We start from the raw sequence: 23377 nt of genomic DNA, 5'->3' as shown, positions 1-23377 counted from the left end.
ATGCATGCAAGCAGCAATGACGGCACGCTCAAGCGCGGCCTGAAGAACCGGCATATCCAGCTGATCGCGCTGGGTGGCGCCATCGGCACCGGCCTTTTCCTGGGCATCGCCCAGACCATCAAGATGGCGGGGCCCTCGGTCCTGCTGGGCTACGCGATCGCCGGCATCGTGGCGTTCTTCATCATGCGCCAGCTGGGCGAGATGGTGGTGGACGAGCCCGTCGCCGGCTCGTTCAGCTACTTCGCCGACAAATACTGCGGCCACTTCGCCGGCTTCCTGTCGGGCTGGAACTACTGGGTGCTGTACATCCTGGTGAGCATGGCCGAGCTTTCGGCCGTTGGCATCTACGTGCAGTACTGGTGGCCCGAGATCCCGACCTGGGTCTCGGCGCTGGCCTTCTTCGTGATCATCAACCTGATCAACCTGTCGAGCGTGAAGTCCTTCGGCGAGATGGAGTTCTGGTTCTCGATCATCAAGGTCGCGGCCATCATCGGCATGATCGGCTTCGGCGGCTACCTGCTGCTGTCCGGCAATGCCGGCCCGCAAGCGAGCGTGGCCAACCTGTGGCAGCACGGCGGCTTCTTCCCCAACGGCATGGGCGGCCTGGTAATGGCCATGGCCGTGATCATGTTCTCGTTCGGCGGGCTGGAGCTGGTGGGCATCACCGCGGCCGAGGCGGATTCTCCCGAGAAGACCATCCCCAAGGCCACCAACCAGGTGATCTACCGCATCCTGATCTTCTACGTGGGCGCGCTGGCGGTGCTGCTGTCGCTGTACCCGTGGGAGAACGTGGTCACCGGCGGCAGCCCGTTCGTGCTGATCTTCCACGCGCTGAACAGCAACTGGGTGGCCAATGTGCTGAACGTGGTGGTGCTGACCGCGGCGCTGTCGGTCTACAACAGCGGCGTGTACTGCAACAGCCGCATGCTGTACGGTCTGGCGCAGCAGGGCAACGCCCCCAAGGCGCTGCTCAAGGTCAACCAGCGCGGCATTCCGCTGACCGCGCTGGCGTTCTCGGCCGTGGCCACCGCGGCCTGCGTGGTGATCAACTACTTCATGCCCGGCAAGGCCTTTGAGATGCTGATGGGCCTGGTGGTGTCGGCGCTCATCATCAACTGGGCGATGATCAGCCTGATCCACCTGAAGTTCCGCGCCGACAAGCGCCGCGCCGGCCAGGCCACGAAGTTCCAGAGCTGGGGCTATCCGCTCACCAACTACCTGTGCCTGGTGTTCCTGGCCGGCATCCTGGTGGTGATGTACCTGACGCCTGGCCTGCGCCTCTCGGTCTACCTGATCCCGGTGTGGCTGGTGGTGCTCGGCGTGAGCTACCTGGTGCGCCAGAAGAACGCGGCCGCCGCGCTGCAAAGCGGCATCGCCGCCCAGCAACTGCGCTGAAGCGGCAAGGCGGCGCCTGCAGACTGCGGGCGCCGCCGGTTAGAATTCAGGCTGCGCGACGCCCCCTGCGCCGCGGCAGCTGCCCCCCGACCCAATTCCATCGCATCCCATGTTTGCACACATCGAGGCATTTCCCGGCGATCCGATCCTCTCGCTCAACGAGGACTTCCAGCGCGACCCGCGTACCGACAAGGTCAACCTGAGCATCGGCATCTACTTTGACGACGAGGGCCGCCTGCCGGTGATGCAGGCCGTGGCCAAGGCCGAAGCCGCGCTGCTGGCCGACATGGGCCCGCGCCCCTACCTGCCGATGTCGGGCCTGGTGGCCTACCGCAACGCGGTGCAGGCGCTGGTGTTCGGCGAAAACTCGCCGGCGCGCGCCGCCGGCCGCATCGCCACGCTGCAGACGCTGGGCGGCTCGGGCGCGCTGCGCGTGGGCGCCGATTTCCTCAAGCGCTACTACCCGCAGGCGCAGGTGTGGATCAGCGATCCCAGCTGGGAAAACCACCGCGTGGTGTTCGAGCGCGCCGGCTTCACCGTCAATACCTACCCGTACTATGACGACGCCACCGGCGGCCTGAAGTTCGACGCGATGATGGACGCGCTGCGTACCATCCCCGCGGGCAGCATCGTGCTGCTGCACGCCTGCTGCCACAACCCGACCGGCGTGGACCTGAACCAGGACCAGTGGCGCCAGCTGATCGCGCTGCTCAAGGCCAACCAGCTGCTGCCGTTCGTCGACATGGCCTACCAGGGCTTCGGCGCCGGCCTGGAAGACGACGCCTTCGCCATCCGCGAGCTGGTGGCGCAGGACGTGCCCTGCCTGGTGGCCAACTCGTTCTCGAAGAACTTCTCGCTGTACGGCGAGCGCTGCGGCGGCCTGAGCGTGTTCTGCAACACCGCCGGCGAAGCCACCAACGTGCTGGGCCAGCTGACCGGCGCGGTGCGCGCCAACTACAGCAACCCGCCCACGCACGGCGCGCGCGTGGTGTCCAAGGTGCTGACCACGCCCGAGCTGCGCCAGCTGTGGGAAGAAGAACTGGCCCAGATGTGCGGCCGCATCGCGCGCATGCGCGAGGCGATCCATCACAACCTGCGCGACCATGTCAGCGGCGAGGCCCTGTCGCGCTACCTGACCCAGCGCGGCATGTTCACCTACACCGGCCTCACCGCCGACCAGGCCGAGCGCCTGCGCGAGCAGCATGGCGTGTACCTGCTGCGCTCGGGCCGCATGTGCGTGGCCGGGCTGAACGAGCGCAATGTAGGGATCGTGGCCAAGGCCATCGGGAGTGTGCTGAAGGGCTGAGCCTGACGGCAGACGGCATCACCAGGCGGCGCCTTCGGGCGCCGTTTTTTATTTGGCGGCGCATGGGACGCGCCAGCGTAATCTCTACAAACGCCGTGGAGTTTTGACTTTCCAGCCATGGCTTCCCCTGGCTTTCCTCAGGCCCATCGCCACGGCCATCCCCGGCACTGAACTTGCAGCCTTCCTGCATCCCAGGCACCGTCCCCAACCGTGCCGGAGTTCCCACAGAAGGCCCGCAAATGTCCGAAGACAAGGCCCCCGCCCAGTGCAGCACCGCCCTGCCCCCGGCACCGCCGCCCGCCCTGTCACGCTGCACATCAACGGCAAGCCCTGCACGCTGCAGCTGGAGCCCCGCTGCACGCTGCTTGACGCGCTGCGCGAAGTGATCCACCTGACCGGCGCCAAGAAGGGCTGCGACCGCGGCCAGTGCGGCGCGCTGCATCCGATGCAGGCCGCCTTCCTCGCGCACGACGCGCTGCAGTGCGGCTTCTGCACGCCGGGCCAGATCTGCTCTGCGGTGGGCATGCTGGCCGAGGCCCAGGCTGGTGAGGCAAGTTCGGTTCAGCCGCTGCCTCGCCGCTGTCGGGCGTGCCGGCGAAAGAAGTGGAGATCAGCGACGGCTGGCTGCAACGCCGATCCGATCCGACGCAGCGCGAATCCGTGTCCGCGCCGATCACCCGCGCAGGCGGCCACGCGATTGAAGCGCGGGCCAGCGCCAGGCCCGGCAAGGAGCGGAAGCAATACGCAATGCACGCGTTTGGCGCGGTCTTTGCAGAGGTCCACGTCGATCCCGACCTGGGCGAGATCCGCGTCCACCGCATCGTCGCCAGCTACGGCGTGGGCCGGCTGCTGAACCGCAAGACCGCGCACAGCCAGCTCAAGGGCGGCATTATCTGGGGCATCGGCATGGCGCTGCATGAGAAGACCGAGCTGGATCCCGTCACCGGGCGCGTTGCCAATGCCAACCTGGCCGAGTACCACGTGCCGGTCAATGCCGACGTCGGCACCATCGACGCCGGCGCGTACGGGACCTGCCGATTACGCTGGACAAGCTGCTGGACTGAGGCCCGCTCAGGCCCCGGGTGGTTGCGCTGGCCGCCATCCAATGGAAAGATGTCGCCCACGGGCCTCGTGCCCGCAACCTGACTGCCCGCCTGGCGGGCGTGGAGGCTGCCGTGACCGAGCTCTACCCCAAGCGTCCGTTCTCGTGCATTGCCCTGCTGCTGGCCGCCGGCGCCGTCCTGGCCCCGGGCCTGGCCAGCGCCCAGACCCCGGCACCGCTGGCGGAATGGCAGTTCTCCGCCGGCATCCCGTTACAGAAGCTGTTTGAAGACACCATCCCCGACTGGCAAGTCCGGCTCGGCGCCGCGGCCATGGTGCGGCCGCGCTACGACGGCTCGTCGGAATACATCCTCATCGGCGGGCCCAGCATCGATATCCGCTACCGCGACCTGGCCTTTGCCTCGATCGGCGAAGGGCTGGGCGTGAACCTGCTGCGGGGCAAGAACTGGCGCGCGGGGATCGCGCTGTCCTACAACCTTGGGCGGCGCGCAAAGGAGGACTCGCCGCACCTGGACGGCATGGGCAATATCAACCCGGCGCCCGAAGGCAAGCTGTTCGCTGAATACGCGGTCTCGAAGGAATTCCCGCTGGTGCTGCGCATCGACGCGCGCCGCAGCCTGGGCGGCAGCGACGGCTGGGTCGGCGATATCGGCGCCTATATGCCGCTGCCGGGCAGCTCCGAGAAATTCTTCTGGTTTGCCGGCCCCACCGTGACGCTGGCCGACTCGCGCTATATGAACGCCTGGTACGGCGTCAGCGACTCGCAGGCCCGCGCCGGACGGCCCGCCTACCATGCGCGCGGCGGCATCAAGTCCTACGGCTTCGGCGTCAGTGCGGTGTGGTATTTCAACAAGCACTGGTTTGCCACCAGCGATATCGCGATCTCGCAACTGGCCGGCGATGCGGCGGACAGCCCGATCACGCGCAAGTCGACCAACGGGGTCTTCGACCTGTCGATCAACTACGAATTCTGACGCCGATAGCCGTCCGCCCAGTGCGGCTATCGCACAGTGGATGGCCCGCGCCCGCGATTTGGGCGGTACCGCCACGGTTCTTCGAAACTGCGTCCCGCATAATTGGCCGGCCGGAATATCCGGCCGCAGCATCCCCGCCAGGGGATAGTCGAAGAAGCCAAAGAAGGAGATGTAGTTGAAGTCCAGCATCAAGCACCGCGTGGCGCGCAGCGCGCGTTTCGCCGCCATGGCCATTGCCGGCCTGGCCGCCGCCCACACCGCCCCCACTGCCCTCGCCGCCGAAGCGTGGCCGGCCAAGCCGATCAAGGTGATCGTGCCTTACACACCGGGCGGGTCCACCGACACCGTCTCGCGCGTCGTGTTCGAAAGAGTCTCGCAGCGGCTGGGCCAGCCGATCATCATCGAAAACAAGCCCGGCGCCAACAGCACCCTGGGCGTCGGCGTGGCCGCGCGCTCGGCGCCGGATGGCTACACCTTCGTGTCGGTACTTGCCGCCTACAGCGCGAACATGTCGCTGTATTCCAAGCTCAGCTACAAGCCCACGGACCTGGTGCCGGTGGCGGAAATGGCCGAGCTGCCGCTGTTCCTGTTCTCCAGCAAGAAGCTGCCGGTCAAGACCGTCGCCGAACTGGTCGACTACGGCAAGAAGCACCCCGACACGCTGACCTTTGGTTCCAGCGGCGTCGGCAGCTCCGCGCACCTGACGGGCGAGCGACTGGCGATGGAATCGAAGCTCAAGCTGACCCACGTGCCGTACAACGGCAGCGCGCCGATCCTGCCCGCGCTGGTGTCCGGCGAAGTCTCGGTCGCCTTCGACCCGCTGCTGGTGCCGATGCCGCATGTGAAATCGGGCAAGATCAATGTGCTGGCCGTGGCCTCCGCCAAGCGCTGGCCAGGCGAGCCCAACATCCCGACCATGGAAGAAGCAGGTTTTCCCGGCTTCGTGATGAGTTCCTGGACCGGGCTGATGGCGCCTGCCGGCACGCCCCAACCGATCGTGGCCCGCATGGCCAGGGAAATCGCCGCGGCCACGCGCAGCCCGGAGGTCGCGAAGAAGCTGACCGATCTCGGTTTTGTGCCGGTGGGCGGTACTTCTGAAGAATTCCGCAAGCTGATCGAGCGCGATACCACGCGCTACGGGGAGATTGTTAAGGCGGGGAAAATTACGCTGGATTGAGGTTGCAGACCGCGATACAAGCCCGGGTATAAACGTGGCGAGCTACCAGGCTCGCCACGTTTTTTTTGGGATGGCGACTTGCGGGGTGAACGAAGGCCTCTTGTCGACCCTGAGCAGTCAGATGAGTCTCCCGAAAAATCGACGCCCAGTTTTCATTGTGGTGGTGGCGCCGGCACCAGCCCGTACCTAGACATGACATCGATAAGCTTCGAGCGGTCGAGCGGCCCGCCGGCGCTTACGATTGTTCCGACATCACGAAAATACAATCACTCGTCCGCAATGCGTGCGCAAGCGAACATCGCGTGTGGGTGCCCATCTGCACACTCCGGGAGGCAGGCTCCAATCCAGCCTGCAATGCCTTGAGCGCCCCGCTAGTCCCCCGGCTACGGGGTGCCTTTTTGCTACAAATTCCTGAATAGCGGATCAGCGTGGAGCGCTCGACTGGCTCCACTCGTTCAGACGCCTAGAGCTTCGATACGAACGATATGTCGATGTCCTCGAACCCTCCCTGTCCCTTGCCTGTTCACTGATTTGCCGGAGCAGGCTAAAGCACTGCATGAACTGATTTCGCAACAGCTTCTTGTGAGGCCGCAGATCACGTTCCCTTCCATCACAGCGTATTCGGTGGGCATTCGCACAAAGCATCGCTCAATAGTCCATCGTATCCAGATACACAGCAATACAATTCAGCTTCAAAGTGCGTGTGCCGCGGAATGACCTGTGTCGATATGTACGCTTGTTCCGTGGCTACGCGCGGCATGGACGGGGTATGCAAGCATTGGCCGCCGGTAGTTGGTTAATCTGCGGGCACTGCATGGCAGTGCCATGCACGTCTGCCATGAGCAAAATGAGAGGTCAGATGAAAAAGATTCTTGCGGTCGTTGCCGCATCCGTCGCAGCCAATGCCGTGTCTGCCCAGTCCGGCGTGACGCTGTTCGGTATCGCCGACGCTGGTATCGAGTTCAACAACAATGCTGGGCGCAACGGTGACAGTGTCGTGCGACTGGTTTCCGGGAACCAGTCTGGCTCGCGTTGGGGTCTGCGTGGCGTGGAGGATCTGGGCAGCGGGCTGAAGGCGGTCTTTTATCTGGAAAGCGGCTTCGACATCGATACCGGCAATTCGGCCCAGGGCGGGCGTCTGTTCGGCCGCGGCGCCTATGTGGGGCTGGATAGCCACTATGGCTCACTGCTGTTCGGGCGGCAGCAGACCGCCATGCGCGAATTCGGCAATATCTACGATCCTAATGCGATTGCTGACCGCTACGGCATCCTCTCGATTGCTCCAGAATTTGGAGCGCGCGCAGACAATGCCGTCAAATATGTCGGAAAGTTCGGGAGACTCACCGCACAGGCTTTCTACTCCTTCCAGGCTAATGGCAGCGAAGTGGCGGGCAGCAACGTATTCGGGCGCAATTTCGGCGCGTTCGTCAACTATGCCTCCGGCCCCTTCGCGCTCGGCGTGGCCTATGACGATGCGCACGTCGGCACGCCCTCAAACCAGGCGCCGGTCCTGCGACGCGTTTCCGTGGCCGGCACGTATGCGGTGAGTGATGCCAAGGTATATGTGGGCTACCGCCTGGCGAAGGCCTATGATGGGGCCATGCTGCCGGGCGCCCAGGAGGCCAATGCCGGCTCGAACCTTTACTGGCTGGGCCTGGCTTACAAGCTGACGCAGGCGTTTTCCCTGACTGGCACGGCCTACTACCAGGACTTCCGGCAGACTGGGTCTGACCCGTGGCAGTTCGTGCTGACCGGCGACTATTTGCTCAGCAAGCGCACCGACCTCTACGCGTCAGTCTCCTACGCGCTAAACAAGGATAATTCGGCACTGGGCGTCAACGGCTTCAACAGCGGCAGCGGCACGTCGGCCGTCTTCAACGTACAGCCGGGCAAGAACCAGGCGGGTGCCGTGATGGGCGTTCGCCACCGGTTCTGATGCGAATACTGGAGGCATGAAGTGACCTGACGTCTTTTCCTATGGCTACAAAGCCAACCTGCGGCGCAGGTTGACCGCCTCACTAAGCATGTCCAGCACTGCCACCGAGTCGTCCCATCCGATGCAGGCGTCCGTAATGCTCTGTCCGTATGACAACGCCGACGGACTGTGCACGCCCGGGGTGAACTTCTGCGCGCCGGGGACCAGATGGCTCTCGACCATCACCCCGAAAATGGAGTCACTGCCGCCGCTGATCTGTTGCGCCACGTCCCGCGCGACATCGACCTGCCGCAGGTGTTGCTTACTGCTGTTGGCATGGCTGCAATCCACCATCAGCGAGTTACCGAGCCCGGCCGCTTCCAGTTCCCTGCAGGCGGCCGCCACGGAATCCGCATCGTAGTTCGGGGCCTTGCCGCCGCGGAGAATGACGTGGCAGTCCGGGTTGCCCTTGGTATGCACCGTCGCCACCTGCCCGTTCTTGTGCACTCCCAGGAAGTGATGTGGACGCGATGCGGCCTGGATAGCGTCGATGGCAATCTTGATGTTGCCGTCAGTGCCATTCTTGAAGCCAATCGGTGCTGAAATGCCCGAAGCCAGCTCGCGGTGCACCTGGCTCTCGGTGGTGCGGGCACCAATCGCGCCCCAGCAGATCAGGTCACCTATGTACTGGGGCGAGATCACGTCCAGGAACTCACCGGCCGCCGGCAAACCGAGGCGATTGATATCAACCAGCAGGCTGCGCGCGATGCGCAGGCCCTCATCGATGCGATAGCTTTCGTCCAGGTAGGGGTCGTTGATCAGTCCTTTCCAGCCCACCGTGGTACGCGGCTTCTCGAAGTACACACGCATCACGATCTCCAGCGACCCGGCGTAGCGCTGCCGCTGCTCCATCAACCGCCGTGCGTACTCGAGTGCCGCCTGCGGGTCGTGGATCGAGCAAGGTCCCATGATCACAAGCAGCCGGTCATCCTTGCCGTGCAGAATGCGCGAGATTCGCTGGCGCGTCTGGGTGACCAGGGATTCGACCGGCGTGCCCCGGATCGGGAAGAAACGGATCAGGTGTTCAGGCGGAGGCAGCGGAATGATGTCTTCGACGCGGGCGTCGTCAGTCACGCCGGTGCGGTCCGGTGGCGCCTGCCAACCCTCGGCAATGGTCAACGGGGATTTCTGTGGATCATTCATGGCTAGCTCCTGGAAAACTGGGACAGGAAGACCGCCGGCGGGTGCCAGTCAGGCGCAGCAGCGGAGTCCGGGCAATATGTCGTTGCGATGCGGCAGGTAGCAATGGCGAGGGATCCTGAAGGGCGGCCCAGGCGCGCTGGTACGCGCCAGCAAACGCCGCATCCAGCCAGGACCTGGCTGTCCCCCTCCTCAGCCCTCGTCGTTATGCATCCTCCCAAGACCACTGTCGTGATTATCAGCCCGGCGCAGCGCAATGCCAACCATGGAGATTGGCGAACCGCCAATCAGCGGTCCCGGTTTTTGCGGGGGAACTACTATGTCAGGCCGCCCGCCGAATGCCCATAGCCGGGTAAGACGGCAGCCGTTCGCGCCACGAAGCTTGGCTCGAATGCCGTCTGTGTCGCGTGCTGCGATTCGCGGAAGATCAAGCCGTAGACGCCCGGGTCGGAGCGGATTATCGAATCGATCTCACGGCATGCCAACCGAAGATCCGCACTTCCTTAAAATCGCGCCCGCCCACCGGACATGTCAAAGACAGCGCCTGCATTAAAGCGGCTGGCGTCCGAACATAGCCACGCTACCAGGTGCGCAGCCTCGGCCGGATCGCCCAGGCGCCCGGCCGGGCTATCAGCAACCATGGCCGCCACCTCGTGGCTGCCGAGCCCGTGAATCATGTCGGTATCCATGGGCCCGGGCGCCACGCAATTAACGTAGATGTTGCGCTTCACCAGTTCGCGGCCGATTGCTTTGGTTAGAACGACCACGCCGCCGCTGGCCGCGGAGTATGCAGCCAGCCCGGCCAGCCCCTCCTTGCCGGCCAGCGAGCCCATATTGATGATACGGCCGCCTCCCCAGCGCAACATGTGCGGCAACATCGCCTGCACGACGTACATGGTCCCCAGGAGATTCACGGCGATGATGCGATGCCATTGTGAAGCCTCGTGATTCTCGAATGGCTGCATCGGGCCAAGGTAGCCGGCAGCGTTGACCAGGATGTCGAAGCGATATCCCGCATCGACCAGTCGCGCCAGCGCCAGCCCCACCTGCCCGGCATCGGAGACATCGACGACCTCAGTGCTGGCACCTTCCATCTGGAACGGCACGATATCCCAAGCATGCACACGCGCACCACTGTCGATCAGTTGCGCAACGATCGCCCGGCCGAGCCCCTTTGCACCGCCGGTCACCAGCGCTGCCTTCCCCGAAAGATCATAGAAATTTGACACGGCATCCCCAGCGCGCCATGGCTGCGCAGAAGCGGTAGCGCCCACGGCACACGCCGCCCCGCCTTATGACGCAGGCAACTGCCCTGAGCCTTGCCTCGTCGCGTCATCGGCGACAGGGCTTGCCATGCAGCCCACCCGCCGATCCCAACGGTACTAGCCCTCGTGAGACATGCTCTGTTCGCTTCCAGACAAATACGTGCATGGTCGAAGGCGGCCACACAGACATGGTGTTCGCCGGCCGTCAGATGTCAGCGGAGTCCCTCTCGCGGTCGTCAATCTGCGCCACCGCGAAGGCTGACGCTCAATATCGGCCCAGACCGTGACCAGCTAGCTGCCAGTCGACGTGTAGTGGCGCAGCCCGGTACGCCATGCGCCGATGGCCGCCAGGAGAAAAACGAAACCCGTCGAATTCGCCGGTACGCAAAAAGGTCTGCCCAGCACGTCGAAACCGCGCCCGATGGCATCGGCGATGGCGAACATGCAGTTCACCAGCCCGTAGAACAGCGCCACTTCGCCGATGCGCCAGCCCTGCACGTCGCCGAAGCGGTCGAACAGCGCCCAGACCGCGACCACCTCGATTCCGGTGACAAGGAACTGACCCAGCGTGAGGCATCCCGTTATCTAAGGTGAACGAAGGTCTCTTGTCGACCCGTCTGCGACGGTCAAGGTAGCCAACCCAAATGGCGGTAGACAGTCCGGTAGCGTTCGTTCGTTTTCACTAGGGCGCAGCAGCGCTATGGCTGCCAACCTCTTCCGTCTTGCGGACTCCGTTCTTGTGCGGGTCTTATCGACTTACGGCCATTGAGAACGTGAATCCGATCAGCAGCGCCAGAAGCGAAGGCACGTTGCTTTTCCCGGTCCAGCATGACACGAAGTAGCCTTCTACACGTCCTTCAGGGAAGGTCTGTGTTGTCTGGCAATTTGACGGCCTGCGTCGCGGGCAAGACGATATACTCGGCGGCCGTTCCAAGCGGACGTTGCCACTGCCCGTTCCAAATCCAGACCCGCTCACCGAGCCGGGCAGCAGACACTTCCGCACCCAATGCCTCGATGACACCGGCGCCGTCACTGTGCGGGATGATTCGGTCGCTGGTCAGGGGACGACTGCGCCGGGACTTCACGTCGGACGGGTTCACCCCTGATGTGGCGACTCTGACACGGACCTCCCCGGGGCCTGGGGTCGGAGTTGGCAGCTCTCCAGTTACCAGAACTCCACGGGCTTCGCCGTTTTTGGTGTACCAGGCGGCTCGCATGATGGCTCCCACTGTGCGCATAGCACTTGCCATTGACGGGGCACAGGCATCGGCCCTTCAGGCGCTTCGTGGCATATTAGGCCGAAAAATCGGTATCGGCTGGAAAAAGGCCGAATGGAGGCAGCAGAGCGGGCAGGCGGTGCGCAGTCGCTATGTCGCTATGTCGCTAAATGAGTAGCGCCTGGAGACCGTGCGGCACGAGTTCAATGCCTTGGTCTCGCCTCTTTCTCGGCGAGTCGTCGTCGGGTCGTGGGACGTCTTAGCGGCGCCATTTGGATTGTCACGCTTGCCTACTCCGTTCGTTCTCGTACATACAACGAGAGGCGCTGGCAAAAGACTCGCTTTAGTCGGCGGCTCAGCCGGCTCGAGGCGCCCCGAGGGACCAACACATGCTTCGCGTTTGCGAATCACTGTATATGTCTTTGCGATCGCAGTTATGGCTGCCGGTCTACGGTGCGCGGGGTTGCCGCCTATATCGCGTCACTCTGCAGGTCGCCTGCTAGCACCTTCGAAACTCCAACAAAAGTCTAAGGAGACATCATGCACTACAAGAGTTTGATCATGTTGGGCGCGGTGGCACTGGTGGCAGGTAGCGCGCTAGCGCAGAGTTCGGGCCTTACCCGTACTTTGGTAGGAAGGGCCGATGTATCTGTACCAGGTCGCGAAGCTGTTGTCGCGCGCGTGGAGGTAGCGCCAGGCACCTATGCCGGGCGTCATACGCATCCCGGCGACGAGATCAGCTACGTCATGGAAGGTGAGGTGCAACTCCTGATCGATGGTCAGTCGCCGCGCACGGTCAAGGCCGGTGAATCATTCGTAGTGCCTGCCGGCGTTGTGCATGATGCCCACAACAACAGTAGCGCGGCGGCGCGGGTTCTTGGCGTGTACGTGGTCGAGAAGGGGAAGCCGCTGGCATCGCCGGCCCCGTGACGGGCCTGGCACCCTCAGCCGCGGAGATCGTTGAATTGGTGGGCATTGGGCGCGCCACGGCTGGAGCGTTAGCCGTAGTGGTTTGCGGTCACTTCTACAAGAAGTATTGCATTCGAGATGCAGGGAGGCCTTCGCTTGTGCAGGCGAAGCGAAGTTTTCCGTAAGCTGGGGAGACGGATGCTGGCACGGGAAACATTGGTCCATGGATGCAATGATTCTGGTCTTCTCTGCGGGAGTATTCGCTGGCGCGATGAATGCGCTGGCCGGGGGCGGCTCGTTCGTCAGTTTGCCGGCGCTGATTGCAGTGGGCGTACCTCCGGTTCAAGCGAATACTTCCAGCACGGTCGCGCTATTTCCTGGCGGGCTTGCCAGTGCTTGGGCCTATCGAGATGGACTGCGCCCGGTCGGCTCCGTGGCGCTGCGCGCTCTCCTGCTGGCGACGCTATGTGGCGGCTTGGTGGGGGCCTACCTGTTGCTGCGAACTTCATCCGCGGCGTTCACGTTCGTTCTGCCCTGGCTGCTTCTGGTTGCGTCCGTTGCCCTGGCGTTCGGGCGACGCTTTGGGGAGGCAATGCGCACACGCTGGCACATTCACGCGTCTGCGGTACTGGCCGTCCAGTTCGTGCTTGGCATCTATGGCGGCTACTTCGGCTGCGCGGTTGGAATCATGATGATCGCGGTGTGGAGACTGCTCGACAACTGCGACCTAAAGTACCTCAATGCGGACCGTACGCTGCTGGTCAGTGCTGCCAACGCCGTAGCGGTGGTCGCTTTCATCGTGGCCAATGCGGTGCGCTGGCCAGAGACGTTAATCATGCTGATGGGGGCGATCATTGGTGGATACAGTGGCGCGCGGATCGGGCGCCGGGCGACGCCGGGGACTATCCGGGCCATCACGCTACTTGTTACCTTCTGCATCACGCTAGCATTCTTCGTGAAGACCTACGCGGCCACTCTGCTGATTCGGTGACTAGCCCCATGCGCGGAACGACGCTTTCCGGCGTTGGAAGCGATCTGAGGCCAAGGCGTTTCAGTACCCCCTACGAGTATTTGCAGGCTTGGGTTCGTGATGGCCTCGTGCGATAACCCGAGTGTCCGCTTTATAGCATTAGCCAAGACGCTCGAACGTCGGCTCATGGCCGACCTCGGCCCTCGGCCTACCTGTGGCAGGGCTTGCACCGGAGACGACTTCCGATCCGTCTCGGTCATTCGCGCACCCATCTGCGGACGACCGAAGTTCGGCCGAACCGGCCGGTCGCAGGCCGCGGCTAGATAACGGCCCGCTCGCAGCGTCACTCTAATGGGAGGCTTCCGCCTACCGGCAGAGAGCTAAGCTCATCATTTTTCGTGCTTGGCGATGAAGGCCTCAACAGTGTCGTGCAGTAGTTCGGGCTTTTCTAGGAAGATGAAGTGACCACTGTCCAGGATGGCAAACTCGGCTTCCGGAATCAGCTTTGCAAGTTCCGCGGAGAAGTACGGCGGGGCGCAGAAGTCGCGTTCGCCCACCAACACCAGCGTCGGCGTCGCGATCGAAGGAAGCTCATCGAATGCGTCGTGCCCCACGATCATGTCGATCCGGGCAAAGGCGATTTCCCGCTCAAATGTGCCAGCCGCCGTAGCGTTCACCCACGCCTGCACCTGCTCCGGGTGCTCGCGCATGAATCTCGGATCAAAGAGGAATAGTGCGTTGGCCTCGGTGGACGCGCGCAGGCCGGAATCGGTCAACATGCGTCGCCGCATGTCGAACTGACGACGGTAGAACGCGTCCGCCCGTGCAATCGAAGACACAATGCTTGCGCTGCGTAATAGCTCGCGGTGATGGATCGCCAGCAGTTGCGCGATGGCGCCACCGGTCGAGGAACCGACCACGTGGACCGGCCCGCATCCGACCGCCTCGATGACCCGCGCCATGTCCCGGGCGTGTTGTGAAATCGTCATGTCGCGCGCGGTGTGCTCAGACGCGCCGGTGCCGCGGTGGTCAGGGACGATCACTTGGTGATGCTCGGCAAACAATTCGATTAGGAGGCCCCACGATGCGCCGATCCCCGCAAGTCCTGCCAGAAGAAGCACAGGCGAACCTTGGCCCTTGACCTCGTAATGGATTGAAACACCGTCGGACGTTATGTTTGGCACTTTGCTTCTCCGTTTCTGCGTGAGGCGAATGAGAAGGCGAGCACGTCGTCGGGCGCTGCGGTTTCTTAATATTAGATTTGGAAATGCAGCACCTACACCTAGCCAAAGCCCTGATGCGGCCACGCCGCCAGCTTCAGTGTTCTACGGCCATTTGATGGGCGGCTGCCAAGGTTGATTGCCCTCTCCCGCCCCGGTTGTCGGCAGCCATATCAGCACCCTTGCACCGTAGCAGCTTTGTCGTAGGCGTGCAGTACGAATAAGGCAGTAGCCACGCACAGTCGGTTTCAAGTCAGAAACGTTCTCACCCATTGCCCGTGTAGTGGCAATGTCGACCTGCCACATCCACTTTCTTGTTACGACAACCTCTGTGCTCACCTGCACCACACTACGCGAAGAGTCCATGAGCTTCATGGCTAACCGTTGAATGGGTAATGGGTTCGGCGTGAAAAGTGCTGAGGCATTCAGAAGGAAGCTACTCAATTAAAATCATCATAGACAGCTCCCAATTAGGGTCATGTGAATCTTGCTCATTTCAGATTGAAACGATATCCATAACGTATCACTAATGAAACTGCCGAAGCGGCTTGAGGGGCTGCCTGACCGAACGGCCGCAGTCGCTGATGAAGACGATTGTGGAGAGCAATCAAACGGGTCAGTCGACAGCAAGTAGCCACCACGAAGGCCGCTACTTCTTCCTCAAGGACCGAGCTCACCGACGCCCTGGTTGGTGCATTGACCCTTCCAATTTGCTGGGCTAGAGTAAATGTGGACTTAAGCGAAATGGCATTGACTTTGCCGCTCAAGCCCCTCCACAACGGGCAGAAAGTCCAGTCAAGGGTCGAGTTTTGTGTTCTTATACGTTTTGCTCGAAATGACCTGCTCGGTCCGCGATTCTGGGCAGCGTTTGATGTCGCTTTTTCAGGCGAAATGGGCTTTAGCAAGTGCCATTCAGACTAAAGTCACTGTCCTCGTCGACGGAGGTCATTTTCCACAGGGAGTCTTACCATGGCGAATTGGCAAGTTGGAAGCAATTGGGATATTGTTCAGGGCAATGGCTTTCGTGTCCACGTCTTCCTGACGCAGAACGAGGATAGGATTGCAGGCTCGGCGGAAACTTCCGACGGCAGTCACGTAAGCTCTCGCCTCGAAGGTTTCGTAACAGATAACGAGTTTCACCTATCCATCCTCTGGAAAAATGGCTCAGATGGAAGGTACATCGGGTCATTTAAGGGCAAAGGCTTCCCAGCCGGTCAAGGGGTACTTGAGGGTTTTACTGGCGACCTAGCGCATCCGGAGAGCAGTACAAAGTGGTTCTCGGAGAACGTCATCTTCAAACGTGCGTAGTGATCCCCGGGCGGAAGATTGGGCCCTCTGCGGGCGAAGGCTGCGAGCAAGTGGGTGTTGGCCGTCACGTTGTCCGCTCAATAGATGGCGCATCAGTACACGTTGCGCCACCTGCAGCACCGGCGTGACCAGCTCGGGCTTCGCGGCCAGCAGCAAGCGCAGCGGGATGGGCAGCGACAACACCCACTGCCGCCCCGGCACGTGTGGGATGACGTGATCGACAAGGTATGCTGCGGTCTATGACATCCGACGAGCACCGCCTGAGGTGCAAAACCGTCGGCGCTTGCAGTTGGAGGCCAGCAGCTTTTCTTGCCCGCATTCGCCGCAGCGCATGCATCAGGAGCCCGTGCGCCAGGCTCGAGGAAGGCGTCGAACTCGTCCTTGATGACCCGGGAAGTTCAATGCGGCCTCGGTGTGGGTGATGAGGCTGGTCGCCTAGCCCGGGAAACATCTCGCATCAACGTCCCTTGTTTGAGCAGAACAGTCGCTCGAGCGGCAGCGCCACCGCGATGGGAAGGACGGCTTATGGCCGACAAGCGACCTCCGCCAGAACACGGGTTCGGTAACGTTCCGGACAAACTTGCAGTCGCCCTCTGACCTGCATACCTGGCCAGTATGTCAAAATTCGTTTCCAATCGGCCAGCTTCGTTGACCGGTCATGTGCGAGCGTTTGATTCCTCGCGGCGGGCCAGCCCTCCTTGCTCCAGGGGAGTCATACTGACTAACCCGGCCCTGTGCTCGCCCCCCGGTTAGCAGCAGACTGCGAGCCTCCATCACTCACTTGGAGGTAATCATGCAAAGCAACACCCCGGCTCCCCAAGAGCCCACCCTCGCCCAAAAGCAAGCCCAACTAGCCGAGAACCTGGCCAAAATCGACCGCGCCCAGGCTCGTCACCACGCAAAGCCGCCCCCCCCGCCCAGCAAGGCCGTCCCCCTGGAGGACCACATCCTTGAAGTCACCGACGACATCCTGCGTGTCAGCGTCGGTCTTCAGTCCTTCCTGACCTTGCTGGACCTGCAGAGCGACACCATCCCCCAGGGCATCGGCCTCCACGCCCTGCTCTTGCCGCTCAAGCAGCAACTGGACGAGAGCGCCAACCGCCTGCAGGCGCTGGTCTGACGAGGGAGCGCTGCTGTCCCGCGCACGGATGAGCAGCGCTGAAAAGCAAACGGCGCGAGCCAGTTGGTCTCGCGCCGTTTGCATCTTCCCGATGGTCGAGCGGTGCAAGCCGCAGATCCGCATCGAGATCGGGAGCTTCGAGGCGATGTGCCATCACCGCACAAAGCTGCGGTCCGGCACGCATTCCGGCCGGACCGCGGCGACCAGACACTCAGCCCAGCCCGGTTGCCATCGCCGGGTCCGTCACGCCATGCTGGCCGGTCTCCAGGCGACCGGCGAAGCGGCGTTCGAATCCGCTTTCGGCTTCCGTGACCGTGAAGTCGTACCAGTTGCCGCTCTCCTGCAGCGGCCAGTGGTGCTCCACCTCGGCGCCGGCCGTGATATGGAGTTGCCACGGACCGTCGTTACGATAAGCATTGGGCGTCACCACCAGCGTCAGCGGCTTGCCGCCACCGTTGACTGCGCCCTTGCCGTCGTTGCGCGCCGACAGGTAGACGCTGCCCTTGCCCAGGTCGTAGCAGACGCGGACCTCAGGGGCATCGGCCATGGCGTCCGCGGGCAACTGGCCCTTGAACATGCGCACGAAGCCGTTAGGCCCGTAGACCGCCAGGTCATAGCGTCCGTTGTCCGTGGCGCGCGCATCCCATTCATCGTCCAGCATCTTGCCGGGCTCGACCGTGTAGCGGCGCGGAATCTGGTCCAGATGGAGCCGGTCGTAGACATGGAAGACCGCGCCCTGCTCCCCCGTATTGCTGAAGATCAGCTTCAGCTTGCCGATGGTGGGCTCGGCCAGCGCACTCGCATGGAGGACATAGGGCAGCGCGCGCGAATACTTGGTGCCAGTCTCCTGGAACAGCGACGCCGACACGGCCGGTGCCGCCGCCTTGGGTTTCGCCAGCTGTTCCGCGATCACCTGCTTGTAGTTGCTGGTATCCGGCAGCGTCGGAAACACCTGGTCATTCGGCGTCCTGAAATCGAAGACCGAAGTCAGGTCGCCGGCCACCGCGCGGTGCCACGGGCTGATCGCGGGCACCGTGATGCCGAAGCGCTGTTCCAGGAAGCGCCCCATCGAGGTGTGGTCGAACACCTGCGAGTTGATCCAGCCGCCGCGCGTCCACGGCGAGATCACATACATCGGCACGCGCGGGCCGAGCCCGTACGGGCGCAGGCGGATGGTCTCGCCGCTGGTGGTGGTGCCGTCGAGCGCCGTATTGCCGGCGGTGTCGAAGTATTCGCCGGTGACGTCGACGGTCGACTTGCCGTGCAGGACGCCATTGGCGTCGTAGGACGGCACCGCGGCCGGCGGCATATGGTCGAAGAAGCCGTCATTCTCATCGAAGGTGATGAAGAACACGGTCTTGCTCCAGACCTCCGGGTTGGCGGTCAGCGCCGTCAGCACCGTGTTGATGAAGTCCGCGCCTTCGGTTGCGCTCGACGGGCCGCCCGGATGTTCGGACTGCGCCGGCGTCGGCAGGATCCAGCTCACGGCCGGCAGCGTGTCGTCCCGCACATGCGCGGCCAGCTGCTCGATGGTCCAGCTGCTCATGCCGTTGTCATAGAGCGGATTGCCCGGCTGCGCTTCACGGAAGCTCTTGAAGGCGAGCCCGCCATGCAGCAGGCCGCCCCAGTTGGCGTTGGGGTTCTGGTAGATGCGCCAGCTCACGCCCTTTGCCTGCAGCAGTTCCGGCAGCGTGGCCCACTGGAAGGCGGAACCCTTGTAGGTGTAGCCCGGCGTGGGCAGCTTGCCGCTCACGCTGCAGCGCAGGTTATTGACCTCCGCATCGTCAAGCGTGCAGTTGCGCCCCGCCTCGCGCAGCGCGGGGTTGTAGTTGGAGCCCGACATGAAAGTGATGCGGTTCGGGTCGGTGCCGCCGGCGTGGCTGCAGTGGTAGGCGTCGCAAAGCGTGAAGGCCTCGGCCAGCGCGTACTGGAACGGAATGTCTTCACGACGGTAGTAGCCCATCGAATGGTCGTTCTTGTACTTGGCCCAGAAGCCGAAACGGCCCTGGTTCCACGCATTCTGCGCATCCATGAAGCTGTGCGGCGTGCCGGAGACGCGCAGCGCGTTGACGGTCGCGCTGTCGAGGTGGAACGGCGTGATCTCGCGCGCGCCGTTCGATTCGAACCACACCGGCTTGCCTGACGGCACCGGCACCGGGAAGCGGTCGCCGAAGCCACGCACGCCGCGCATGGCGCCGAAGTAATGGTCCAGGGCGCGGTTTTCCTGCATCAGGATCACCACGTGCTGCACGTCCTGGATCGTGCCGGTATTGACCGCAGCGGGAACGGCGAGTGCGCGCGCGATGCTGGGCGGCAGCATCGACAGAACCGAAGCAGCGGCAGCGCTTCTGACGGCGCCGGAGAGGAAGGTGCGTCGATCGATTTTGGTCATGATCGGGGGAATGGTAGGAGCGGACGATAGAGGAAGGGTCGCGGGTGTGTCAGGGTGCGCAGTGCATGCCCTGCTTCGACGCTGCCGCGTCGCCGGCTGGTGCCGCCTGCATGGTTGCCTTGACGGCCTGGGGAGCGAGGGTGCTGCCATCTTCGCCACCACCGCATGCGGTGAGCGCCAGGGACAAAAGCGCCGCGAGCAGCGCGGCGCGGCCAGACCACAACGGGTTGTTCATGAGGACTCCTTATGTTCGAGGGCCAGGGGGAAGGGACTGACGCGACTCGAAGCGTAGGGGCCCGATGTGACATCCAAATGAATATTGCTCAATACAATTGTTTTTATATTTGAATTATCCTCATTTTCTGGCCGTGGCACGGCACCCGCCCCCGTCACTGACGGGAGCAAGGCTGGACGACAACTGCAGCAGGAATATGTCAGGATGCCGGCGCGGGCCGGCCGAGGCTCAATATCGCTTGAGCGACAGGACGTCGAACGTACGCCGCAGCGTTTCAACGGAGGTGTCGTAGTCCGTCAGCGCGAGGCAGGCGATCAGCACATCGATGATCGCCAGTTGCGCCAGGCGGCTGGTCATCGCCTCGGTCCGGAAGCGGGTCTCGCGCGCCATCGTGAACAGCACGACGTCGGCGAAGGCCTGGATCGGCGACTTGCCGAAATTGGTGATGCAGATGGTGCTGGCACCGCTCTCCCGGGCCAGCCGCGTGGCCGTCACGGTTTCATGCGTGCTGCCCGAATGCGAGATGGTCAGCGTGGCAACCCTGGGGCCCGCGAGCGATGCGCTGATGGCCTGGATATGCGAATCCACCACCGCCTTCACGTTGAGCCCGATGCGCAGCATGCGGTACTGCGCATCCTCGGCGATCGGCGCCGCGCTGCCAATGCCATAGATCTCGATGCGTTCGGCCGCCCTGAGCAATGCGACCGCGCGCTCGATCGCGGCCACGTCGAGCACGGCGCTGGTGTCATGCAGCGTCTGGACGTTGCTCTGGAAGATCTTGCGCATGACCGCCGGGCAGGTGTCGCCGGGCTCGAGGTCTTCGTGGATGATCTGGACCCCCTGCACCAGTTCCTGCGCCAGCAGGATCTTCAGTTGCTGGAAGCCCGTCGCGCCCAGGCTCTTGCAGAAGCCGACCACGCTGCCCTCGCTCGCATTGGTGCGCTCGGCCACTTCGCTGACCGACATATGGATCACGGTCTGCGGATACCGGGTCACGAAATCGGCAATGCGCTGCCCGGCCGGCCCCAGCGAGTCCCGCATGCTGTGGATGCGCGCGAGCATCGCCGACGTGGTGGGCGACGGCGGCGCTGGCTCGGCGGTCTGCGCGGGCTCCGTTCTGGCCGATGACGCCTGCGACGACGATTTCCGGGCCGGCGCCGCGCCCGCGCCGCGGCGACCCTTTACCATGGGCCCCGCCCGCCCACGGACTGACGGTACGGCGCGAAGCCAGGGTGGCAAGACGGAATCGGCATCAATCGACCTGCAAAGTGGATAGTGAATTCAGTGTTCCGGATGAAACCGGCAAGGCACGGCACGATGATAACCGCTTGCGTTGACGGTCCGTTTTTCCGTTGCCCTGCTCGCCCTGCGGCCGCTCAAGTCCCGGCCACAAACTGCCGATATCCGCAAGGAACCGGCGCATTCCGTAGTGCACGTTGCCAAGGGCCGGCAGACCAGGAGAAGTACGACCGTGACGATGATCGAGCCGACTGCCGCGAACGCAGCGGCAGCCGTTTCCATTGACAACCCGGCAGTCACGCCGGCCGTAGCCGCCAGCGAGACCGCCGGCGACACCGCCGGTATCCGGGCGCGGCCCGCATCCAGCACCGAGATCCATATCTCGGCACCGGGGCAGGCCCTGGCCGGTGGCGGACAGGCGCCCGCGGTGCGCGACAACAGCGACGTCGACAACAGCGGCCTGCCCGACCAGGCCAAGGATGCGATCAAGCGCCTGCGCGAACTGCGCGCGCAACTGGAGCGCAAGCTGCAAGAGCTGGAGGCAGTGAAGAATGCGGCCACCGGGACCCCGGACCAGAAGCGCATCCGCATCGCGGCCCTGCAACAGGAAATCGCTGGCCTGGGCGCAGCCATCAACAGCACCACCGCGACCCTGAACCAGGCTATCCGCAAGCTCTCCGCCGAGCAGAAACTGGTGGCGGGCAGCCTGGCGATGAACTAGCGCGCCAGGCAGCGACGGTCAGTCTCGATACGCCCACAAGTCGACCACGCGGCCGCCATCGTCCGCAATGAGGCGGAAGGCGGCAGGCTGGTAGTCGGTGTCGATGGCCAGGACGCCGGTGGCGCTGGCGGGCACCATGCCGCAGGCCGACGCGGCAAGCTTCAGGCTCAGCGTATTCGGCATGGCGTGCGCGGCGACCGTCCCGGAGAGCTGGCACCCCGAAGCGCCGGGCGCGATCTTGCCGTCCGCCGTGACCGTGAAGCTTGCGCTGGCGCCCGAGGGCAGCACGACCGTGTACGAGCCTGCCACGCTGCCGGGTTCCACGCTCGCCGCCGGCACGGGATCCTGGCGCAGCAGCCTGACGCTGGCAGCAGCGTCCGCGCCCGGGGCGGCTACCCAGCTGCCACCCTTGTCGCGGCGGTAGATGATGGTGGCCTTGTCTTCGGCACCGGCTAGCGCCAGGTAGCGGCTGCCGTCCGCGCCAGCGTAGTACTTGCCGACCGTGGGGCTGTCGGCGTCGCCAACGCTGACGACGTACGCGCCGGGCTCCAGATCCGTGACCGACAAGCTCGCGGTGGCGGGCGGCGTGGTGTTGTCAGGCGCGTCGTTGCCGCCGCAACCGGCCAGCGCCAGCGCGGCCATCAGGGGGAACAGGGGAATGAGGCGTTTCATCGGGACATGCCTCACTGGCCGAACAGTTCACCCAGGCGCAGGCGCAGCCATTGCTGGCCCGCGGGACGCTGGTCGAAGCCGATCTGCATGGCGGTGACAGCCACCTTGGTCTTGTAGACGACGGACTCATCCTCGCCTTGTGCGGCGGTCGGCGTGCCGCTGCCGGCGCCGATGCCCAGCCCATACGGCGCCGTGCCGTTGAACTTCAGCGCATACGCATCGAAGGTGCCGTGCCGCGAGAACGCGAAGGGCGTGGCGGCCGACGGCGCGTTCGGGAAGTTGACGTTCAGCGCCAGCCCTGCGGGCAGCAGCGGACCGCCGTTGGCCTTGGCACGCAGCGTGTTGACCAGCTTGATGGACAACTGCGCCACCACGCCGGACACCGGGCTTGCCAGGCCCGCATTGTCGACCGAGTCCGTACCCGCGCTCAGGGCGATGGACGGGATACCGCGCGATGCGGCGAACTGCGCATTGCTGACGGTGCCCGAGCTGTTGACGATACGGCCGACGTTCTGCCCTTCGTTGGGCCCGGACAGCACCAGGTCGGGGGCCTTGCCCCAGCGCGCCGGAGCCAGCACGTCCAGCCCGTACATGGTCGCCATCACCGGCGTGCCATGGGCGTAGTTGTAATCGCCGTTGGTGTAGCCCGGCTTCGTGAAGGGGCCCACCGCCGGCTCGCCGGTGGCCGCCGCACCGTTGTGGCAGCCGCCTTCGGCCTCGATCTGGGTCTTGTCGTTGTCGGGCACGATGACCGTGGTGCTGTACATCACGATGCCGGCGCCGCGGCCACTCTGGCCGGTGCAGGGCACGCTGACGATGACGTTGTGGCCTGCGCCCTTGAGGGCGTCGTACAGCGCCTTCAGGTTGCTGGTCAGGCCATCGTCGTTGGTCAGCAGGATGTTCAGGGCGAAGGCAGGGCTCGCCGTGGCGGCCAGCAAGGCCGCGGCGATCAGTCGGGTTTTCATGGCGGTGGTGTCGAGGCGGTTCAGGAGTGCGGGCAAAGCGCGCCCACGGTGCAGACAAGGCAATTCCGGGCAGCCCGATCAGGCTGGCTGGCGCACGCGCCGGCAGCGCCAGGTG

Annotated in this window: 19 protein-coding genes and 4 pseudogenes; 13 read left to right on the top strand and 10 right to left on the bottom strand. The window is 63.8% G+C overall.

Annotated elements, in window-relative coordinates; all coding sequences use genetic code 11:
• The 8 genes and pseudogenes from I6H87_RS24240 (at window position 1) to I6H87_RS24210 (ending at window position 7850) form a co-directional block, all read left to right on the top strand.
• A complete protein-coding gene (locus tag I6H87_RS24240) occupies window positions 1-1395 on the top strand; it encodes an amino acid permease (protein WP_010812426.1) in 1395 nt (464 codons plus the stop codon).
• 109 nt (window positions 1396-1504) lie between these two features.
• Entirely contained in the window at window positions 1505-2701 is a 1197-nt protein-coding gene (locus I6H87_RS24235; protein WP_010812425.1) for an amino acid aminotransferase, read from the top strand.
• 445 nt (window positions 2702-3146) lie between these two features.
• Window positions 3147-3191, top strand: a pseudogene (locus I6H87_RS34920) (hypothetical protein); the annotation flags it as partial.
• An 80-nt stretch (window positions 3192-3271) separates the two neighbouring features.
• Window positions 3272-3765: pseudogene (locus I6H87_RS24225) on the top strand (molybdopterin cofactor-binding domain-containing protein); the annotation flags it as partial.
• Window positions 3766-3876: 111 nt separating this feature from the next.
• Complete coding sequence (locus I6H87_RS24220; RefSeq protein ID WP_010812422.1) at window positions 3877-4737, top strand: MipA/OmpV family protein; 861 nt, start codon at window positions 3877-3879, stop codon at window positions 4735-4737.
• Window positions 4738-4912: 175 nt separating this feature from the next.
• Window positions 4913-5914, top strand: coding sequence for a Bug family tripartite tricarboxylate transporter substrate binding protein (locus tag I6H87_RS24215; RefSeq protein ID WP_010812421.1), 1002 nt, complete (start codon window positions 4913-4915; stop codon window positions 5912-5914).
• 440 nt (window positions 5915-6354) lie between these two features.
• Window positions 6355-6479 (top strand): annotated as a pseudogene (locus I6H87_RS34500) (IS5/IS1182 family transposase); the annotation flags it as partial.
• Between the two features lie 294 nt (window positions 6480-6773).
• The gene (locus tag I6H87_RS24210) at window positions 6774-7850 is read left to right on the top strand and encodes a porin (protein ID WP_010812420.1); all 1077 of its coding nucleotides are present in this window, start codon (window positions 6774-6776) and stop codon (window positions 7848-7850) included.
• A 45-nt stretch (window positions 7851-7895) separates the two neighbouring features.
• Here the strand turns inward: I6H87_RS24210 and I6H87_RS24205 are convergent, their stop codons facing one another.
• From I6H87_RS24205 to I6H87_RS24190, 4 genes and pseudogenes are all read right to left on the bottom strand, one after another.
• Window positions 7896-9032 (bottom strand): 3-deoxy-7-phosphoheptulonate synthase, encoded by a 1137-nt coding sequence (locus tag I6H87_RS24205; protein ID WP_011616998.1) that lies wholly within the window; start codon window positions 9030-9032, stop codon window positions 7896-7898.
• Window positions 9033-9532: 500 nt separating this feature from the next.
• Window positions 9533-10258, bottom strand: a complete 726-nt coding sequence (locus tag I6H87_RS24200) for an SDR family NAD(P)-dependent oxidoreductase (protein ID WP_037025498.1) — start codon at window positions 10256-10258, stop codon at window positions 9533-9535.
• A 319-nt stretch (window positions 10259-10577) separates the two neighbouring features.
• Window positions 10578-10867: pseudogene (locus tag I6H87_RS24195) on the bottom strand (hypothetical protein); the annotation flags it as partial.
• A gap of 284 nt (window positions 10868-11151) precedes the next feature.
• Complete coding sequence (locus I6H87_RS24190) at window positions 11152-11511, bottom strand: alcohol dehydrogenase catalytic domain-containing protein (protein ID WP_011616996.1); 360 nt, start codon at window positions 11509-11511, stop codon at window positions 11152-11154.
• A gap of 540 nt (window positions 11512-12051) precedes the next feature.
• Between I6H87_RS24190 and I6H87_RS24185 the strand changes: the two genes are divergently transcribed.
• Both I6H87_RS24185 and I6H87_RS24180 read left to right on the top strand, forming a co-directional pair.
• Window positions 12052-12441, top strand: a complete 390-nt coding sequence (locus I6H87_RS24185) for a cupin domain-containing protein (protein WP_011616995.1) — start codon at window positions 12052-12054, stop codon at window positions 12439-12441.
• 202 nt (window positions 12442-12643) lie between these two features.
• Window positions 12644-13411: a sulfite exporter TauE/SafE family protein gene (locus I6H87_RS24180; protein WP_011616994.1), complete on the top strand. Its 768-nt coding sequence runs from the start codon at window positions 12644-12646 to the stop codon at window positions 13409-13411.
• A gap of 368 nt (window positions 13412-13779) precedes the next feature.
• On the opposite strand, the gene I6H87_RS24175 is transcribed toward I6H87_RS24180, so the two are convergent.
• Complete coding sequence (locus I6H87_RS24175; protein WP_010812413.1) at window positions 13780-14574, bottom strand: alpha/beta fold hydrolase; 795 nt, start codon at window positions 14572-14574, stop codon at window positions 13780-13782.
• 1005 nt (window positions 14575-15579) lie between these two features.
• On the opposite strand from I6H87_RS24175, the gene I6H87_RS24170 reads away from it, so the two are divergent.
• Both I6H87_RS24170 and I6H87_RS24165 read left to right on the top strand, forming a co-directional pair.
• Complete coding sequence (locus tag I6H87_RS24170) at window positions 15580-15918, top strand: hypothetical protein (protein ID WP_011616993.1); 339 nt, start codon at window positions 15580-15582, stop codon at window positions 15916-15918.
• A gap of 793 nt (window positions 15919-16711) precedes the next feature.
• A complete protein-coding gene (locus I6H87_RS24165; protein ID WP_011616992.1) occupies window positions 16712-17038 on the top strand; it encodes a DUF1484 family protein in 327 nt (108 codons plus the stop codon).
• A 211-nt stretch (window positions 17039-17249) separates the two neighbouring features.
• On the opposite strand, the gene I6H87_RS24160 is transcribed toward I6H87_RS24165, so the two are convergent.
• From I6H87_RS24160 to I6H87_RS24150, 3 genes are all read right to left on the bottom strand, one after another.
• Window positions 17250-19430: a phosphocholine-specific phospholipase C gene (locus I6H87_RS24160; RefSeq protein ID WP_011616991.1), complete on the bottom strand. Its 2181-nt coding sequence runs from the start codon at window positions 19428-19430 to the stop codon at window positions 17250-17252.
• Window positions 19431-19479: 49 nt separating this feature from the next.
• Window positions 19480-19665, bottom strand: a complete 186-nt coding sequence (locus I6H87_RS24155) for a hypothetical protein (protein ID WP_010812410.1) — start codon at window positions 19663-19665, stop codon at window positions 19480-19482.
• Between the two features lie 228 nt (window positions 19666-19893).
• The gene (locus I6H87_RS24150) at window positions 19894-20853 is read right to left on the bottom strand and encodes a MurR/RpiR family transcriptional regulator (protein WP_231881499.1); all 960 of its coding nucleotides are present in this window, start codon (window positions 20851-20853) and stop codon (window positions 19894-19896) included.
• Between the two features lie 289 nt (window positions 20854-21142).
• Between I6H87_RS24150 and I6H87_RS24145 the strand changes: the two genes are divergently transcribed.
• Window positions 21143-21625: a hypothetical protein gene (locus I6H87_RS24145; protein WP_010812408.1), complete on the top strand. Its 483-nt coding sequence runs from the start codon at window positions 21143-21145 to the stop codon at window positions 21623-21625.
• Window positions 21626-21643: 18 nt separating this feature from the next.
• Here the strand turns inward: I6H87_RS24145 and I6H87_RS24140 are convergent, their stop codons facing one another.
• Window positions 21644-22297 (bottom strand): YajG family lipoprotein, encoded by a 654-nt coding sequence (locus I6H87_RS24140; RefSeq protein WP_010812407.1) that lies wholly within the window; start codon window positions 22295-22297, stop codon window positions 21644-21646.
• Between the two features lie 11 nt (window positions 22298-22308).
• Window positions 22309-23262, bottom strand: coding sequence for a 5'/3'-nucleotidase SurE (locus I6H87_RS24135; RefSeq protein ID WP_011616989.1), 954 nt, complete (start codon window positions 23260-23262; stop codon window positions 22309-22311).
• Between the last annotated feature and the right edge of the window lie 115 nt (window positions 23263-23377).

Origin of the sequence: Cupriavidus necator (genome assembly GCF_016127575.1) — a bacterium.
Lineage (GTDB): Bacteria > Pseudomonadota > Gammaproteobacteria > Burkholderiales > Burkholderiaceae > Cupriavidus > Cupriavidus necator_D.
The sequence above is the reverse complement of the archived record's forward strand: the minus strand, read 5'-3'. Positions and strand labels throughout refer to the sequence as shown.

Coding starts and splice junctions, on each gene's coding strand:
- I6H87_RS24240 (WP_010812426.1), top strand. CDS start 1: ATGCATGCAAGCAGCAATGACGGCACGCTCAAGCGCGGCCTGAAGAAC.
- I6H87_RS24235 (WP_010812425.1), top strand. CDS start 1,505: ATGTTTGCACACATCGAGGCATTTCCCGGCGATCCGATCCTCTCGCTC.
- I6H87_RS24210 (WP_010812420.1), top strand. CDS start 6,774: ATGAAAAAGATTCTTGCGGTCGTTGCCGCATCCGTCGCAGCCAATGCC.
- I6H87_RS24205 (WP_011616998.1), bottom strand. CDS start 9,032: ATGAATGATCCACAGAAATCCCCGTTGACCATTGCCGAGGGTTGGCAG.
- I6H87_RS24190 (WP_011616996.1), bottom strand. CDS start 11,511: ATGCGAGCCGCCTGGTACACCAAAAACGGCGAAGCCCGTGGAGTTCTG.
- I6H87_RS24185 (WP_011616995.1), top strand. CDS start 12,052: ATGCACTACAAGAGTTTGATCATGTTGGGCGCGGTGGCACTGGTGGCA.
- I6H87_RS24180 (WP_011616994.1), top strand. CDS start 12,644: ATGGATGCAATGATTCTGGTCTTCTCTGCGGGAGTATTCGCTGGCGCG.
- I6H87_RS24170 (WP_011616993.1), top strand. CDS start 15,580: ATGGCGAATTGGCAAGTTGGAAGCAATTGGGATATTGTTCAGGGCAAT.
- I6H87_RS24165 (WP_011616992.1), top strand. CDS start 16,712: ATGCAAAGCAACACCCCGGCTCCCCAAGAGCCCACCCTCGCCCAAAAG.
- I6H87_RS24160 (WP_011616991.1), bottom strand. CDS start 19,430: ATGACCAAAATCGATCGACGCACCTTCCTCTCCGGCGCCGTCAGAAGC.
- I6H87_RS24155 (WP_010812410.1), bottom strand. CDS start 19,665: ATGAACAACCCGTTGTGGTCTGGCCGCGCCGCGCTGCTCGCGGCGCTT.
- I6H87_RS24150 (WP_231881499.1), bottom strand. CDS start 20,853: ATGGTAAAGGGTCGCCGCGGCGCGGGCGCGGCGCCGGCCCGGAAATCG.
- I6H87_RS24145 (WP_010812408.1), top strand. CDS start 21,143: ATGATCGAGCCGACTGCCGCGAACGCAGCGGCAGCCGTTTCCATTGAC.
- I6H87_RS24140 (WP_010812407.1), bottom strand. CDS start 22,297: ATGAAACGCCTCATTCCCCTGTTCCCCCTGATGGCCGCGCTGGCGCTG.
- I6H87_RS24135 (WP_011616989.1), bottom strand. CDS start 23,262: ATGAAAACCCGACTGATCGCCGCGGCCTTGCTGGCCGCCACGGCGAGC.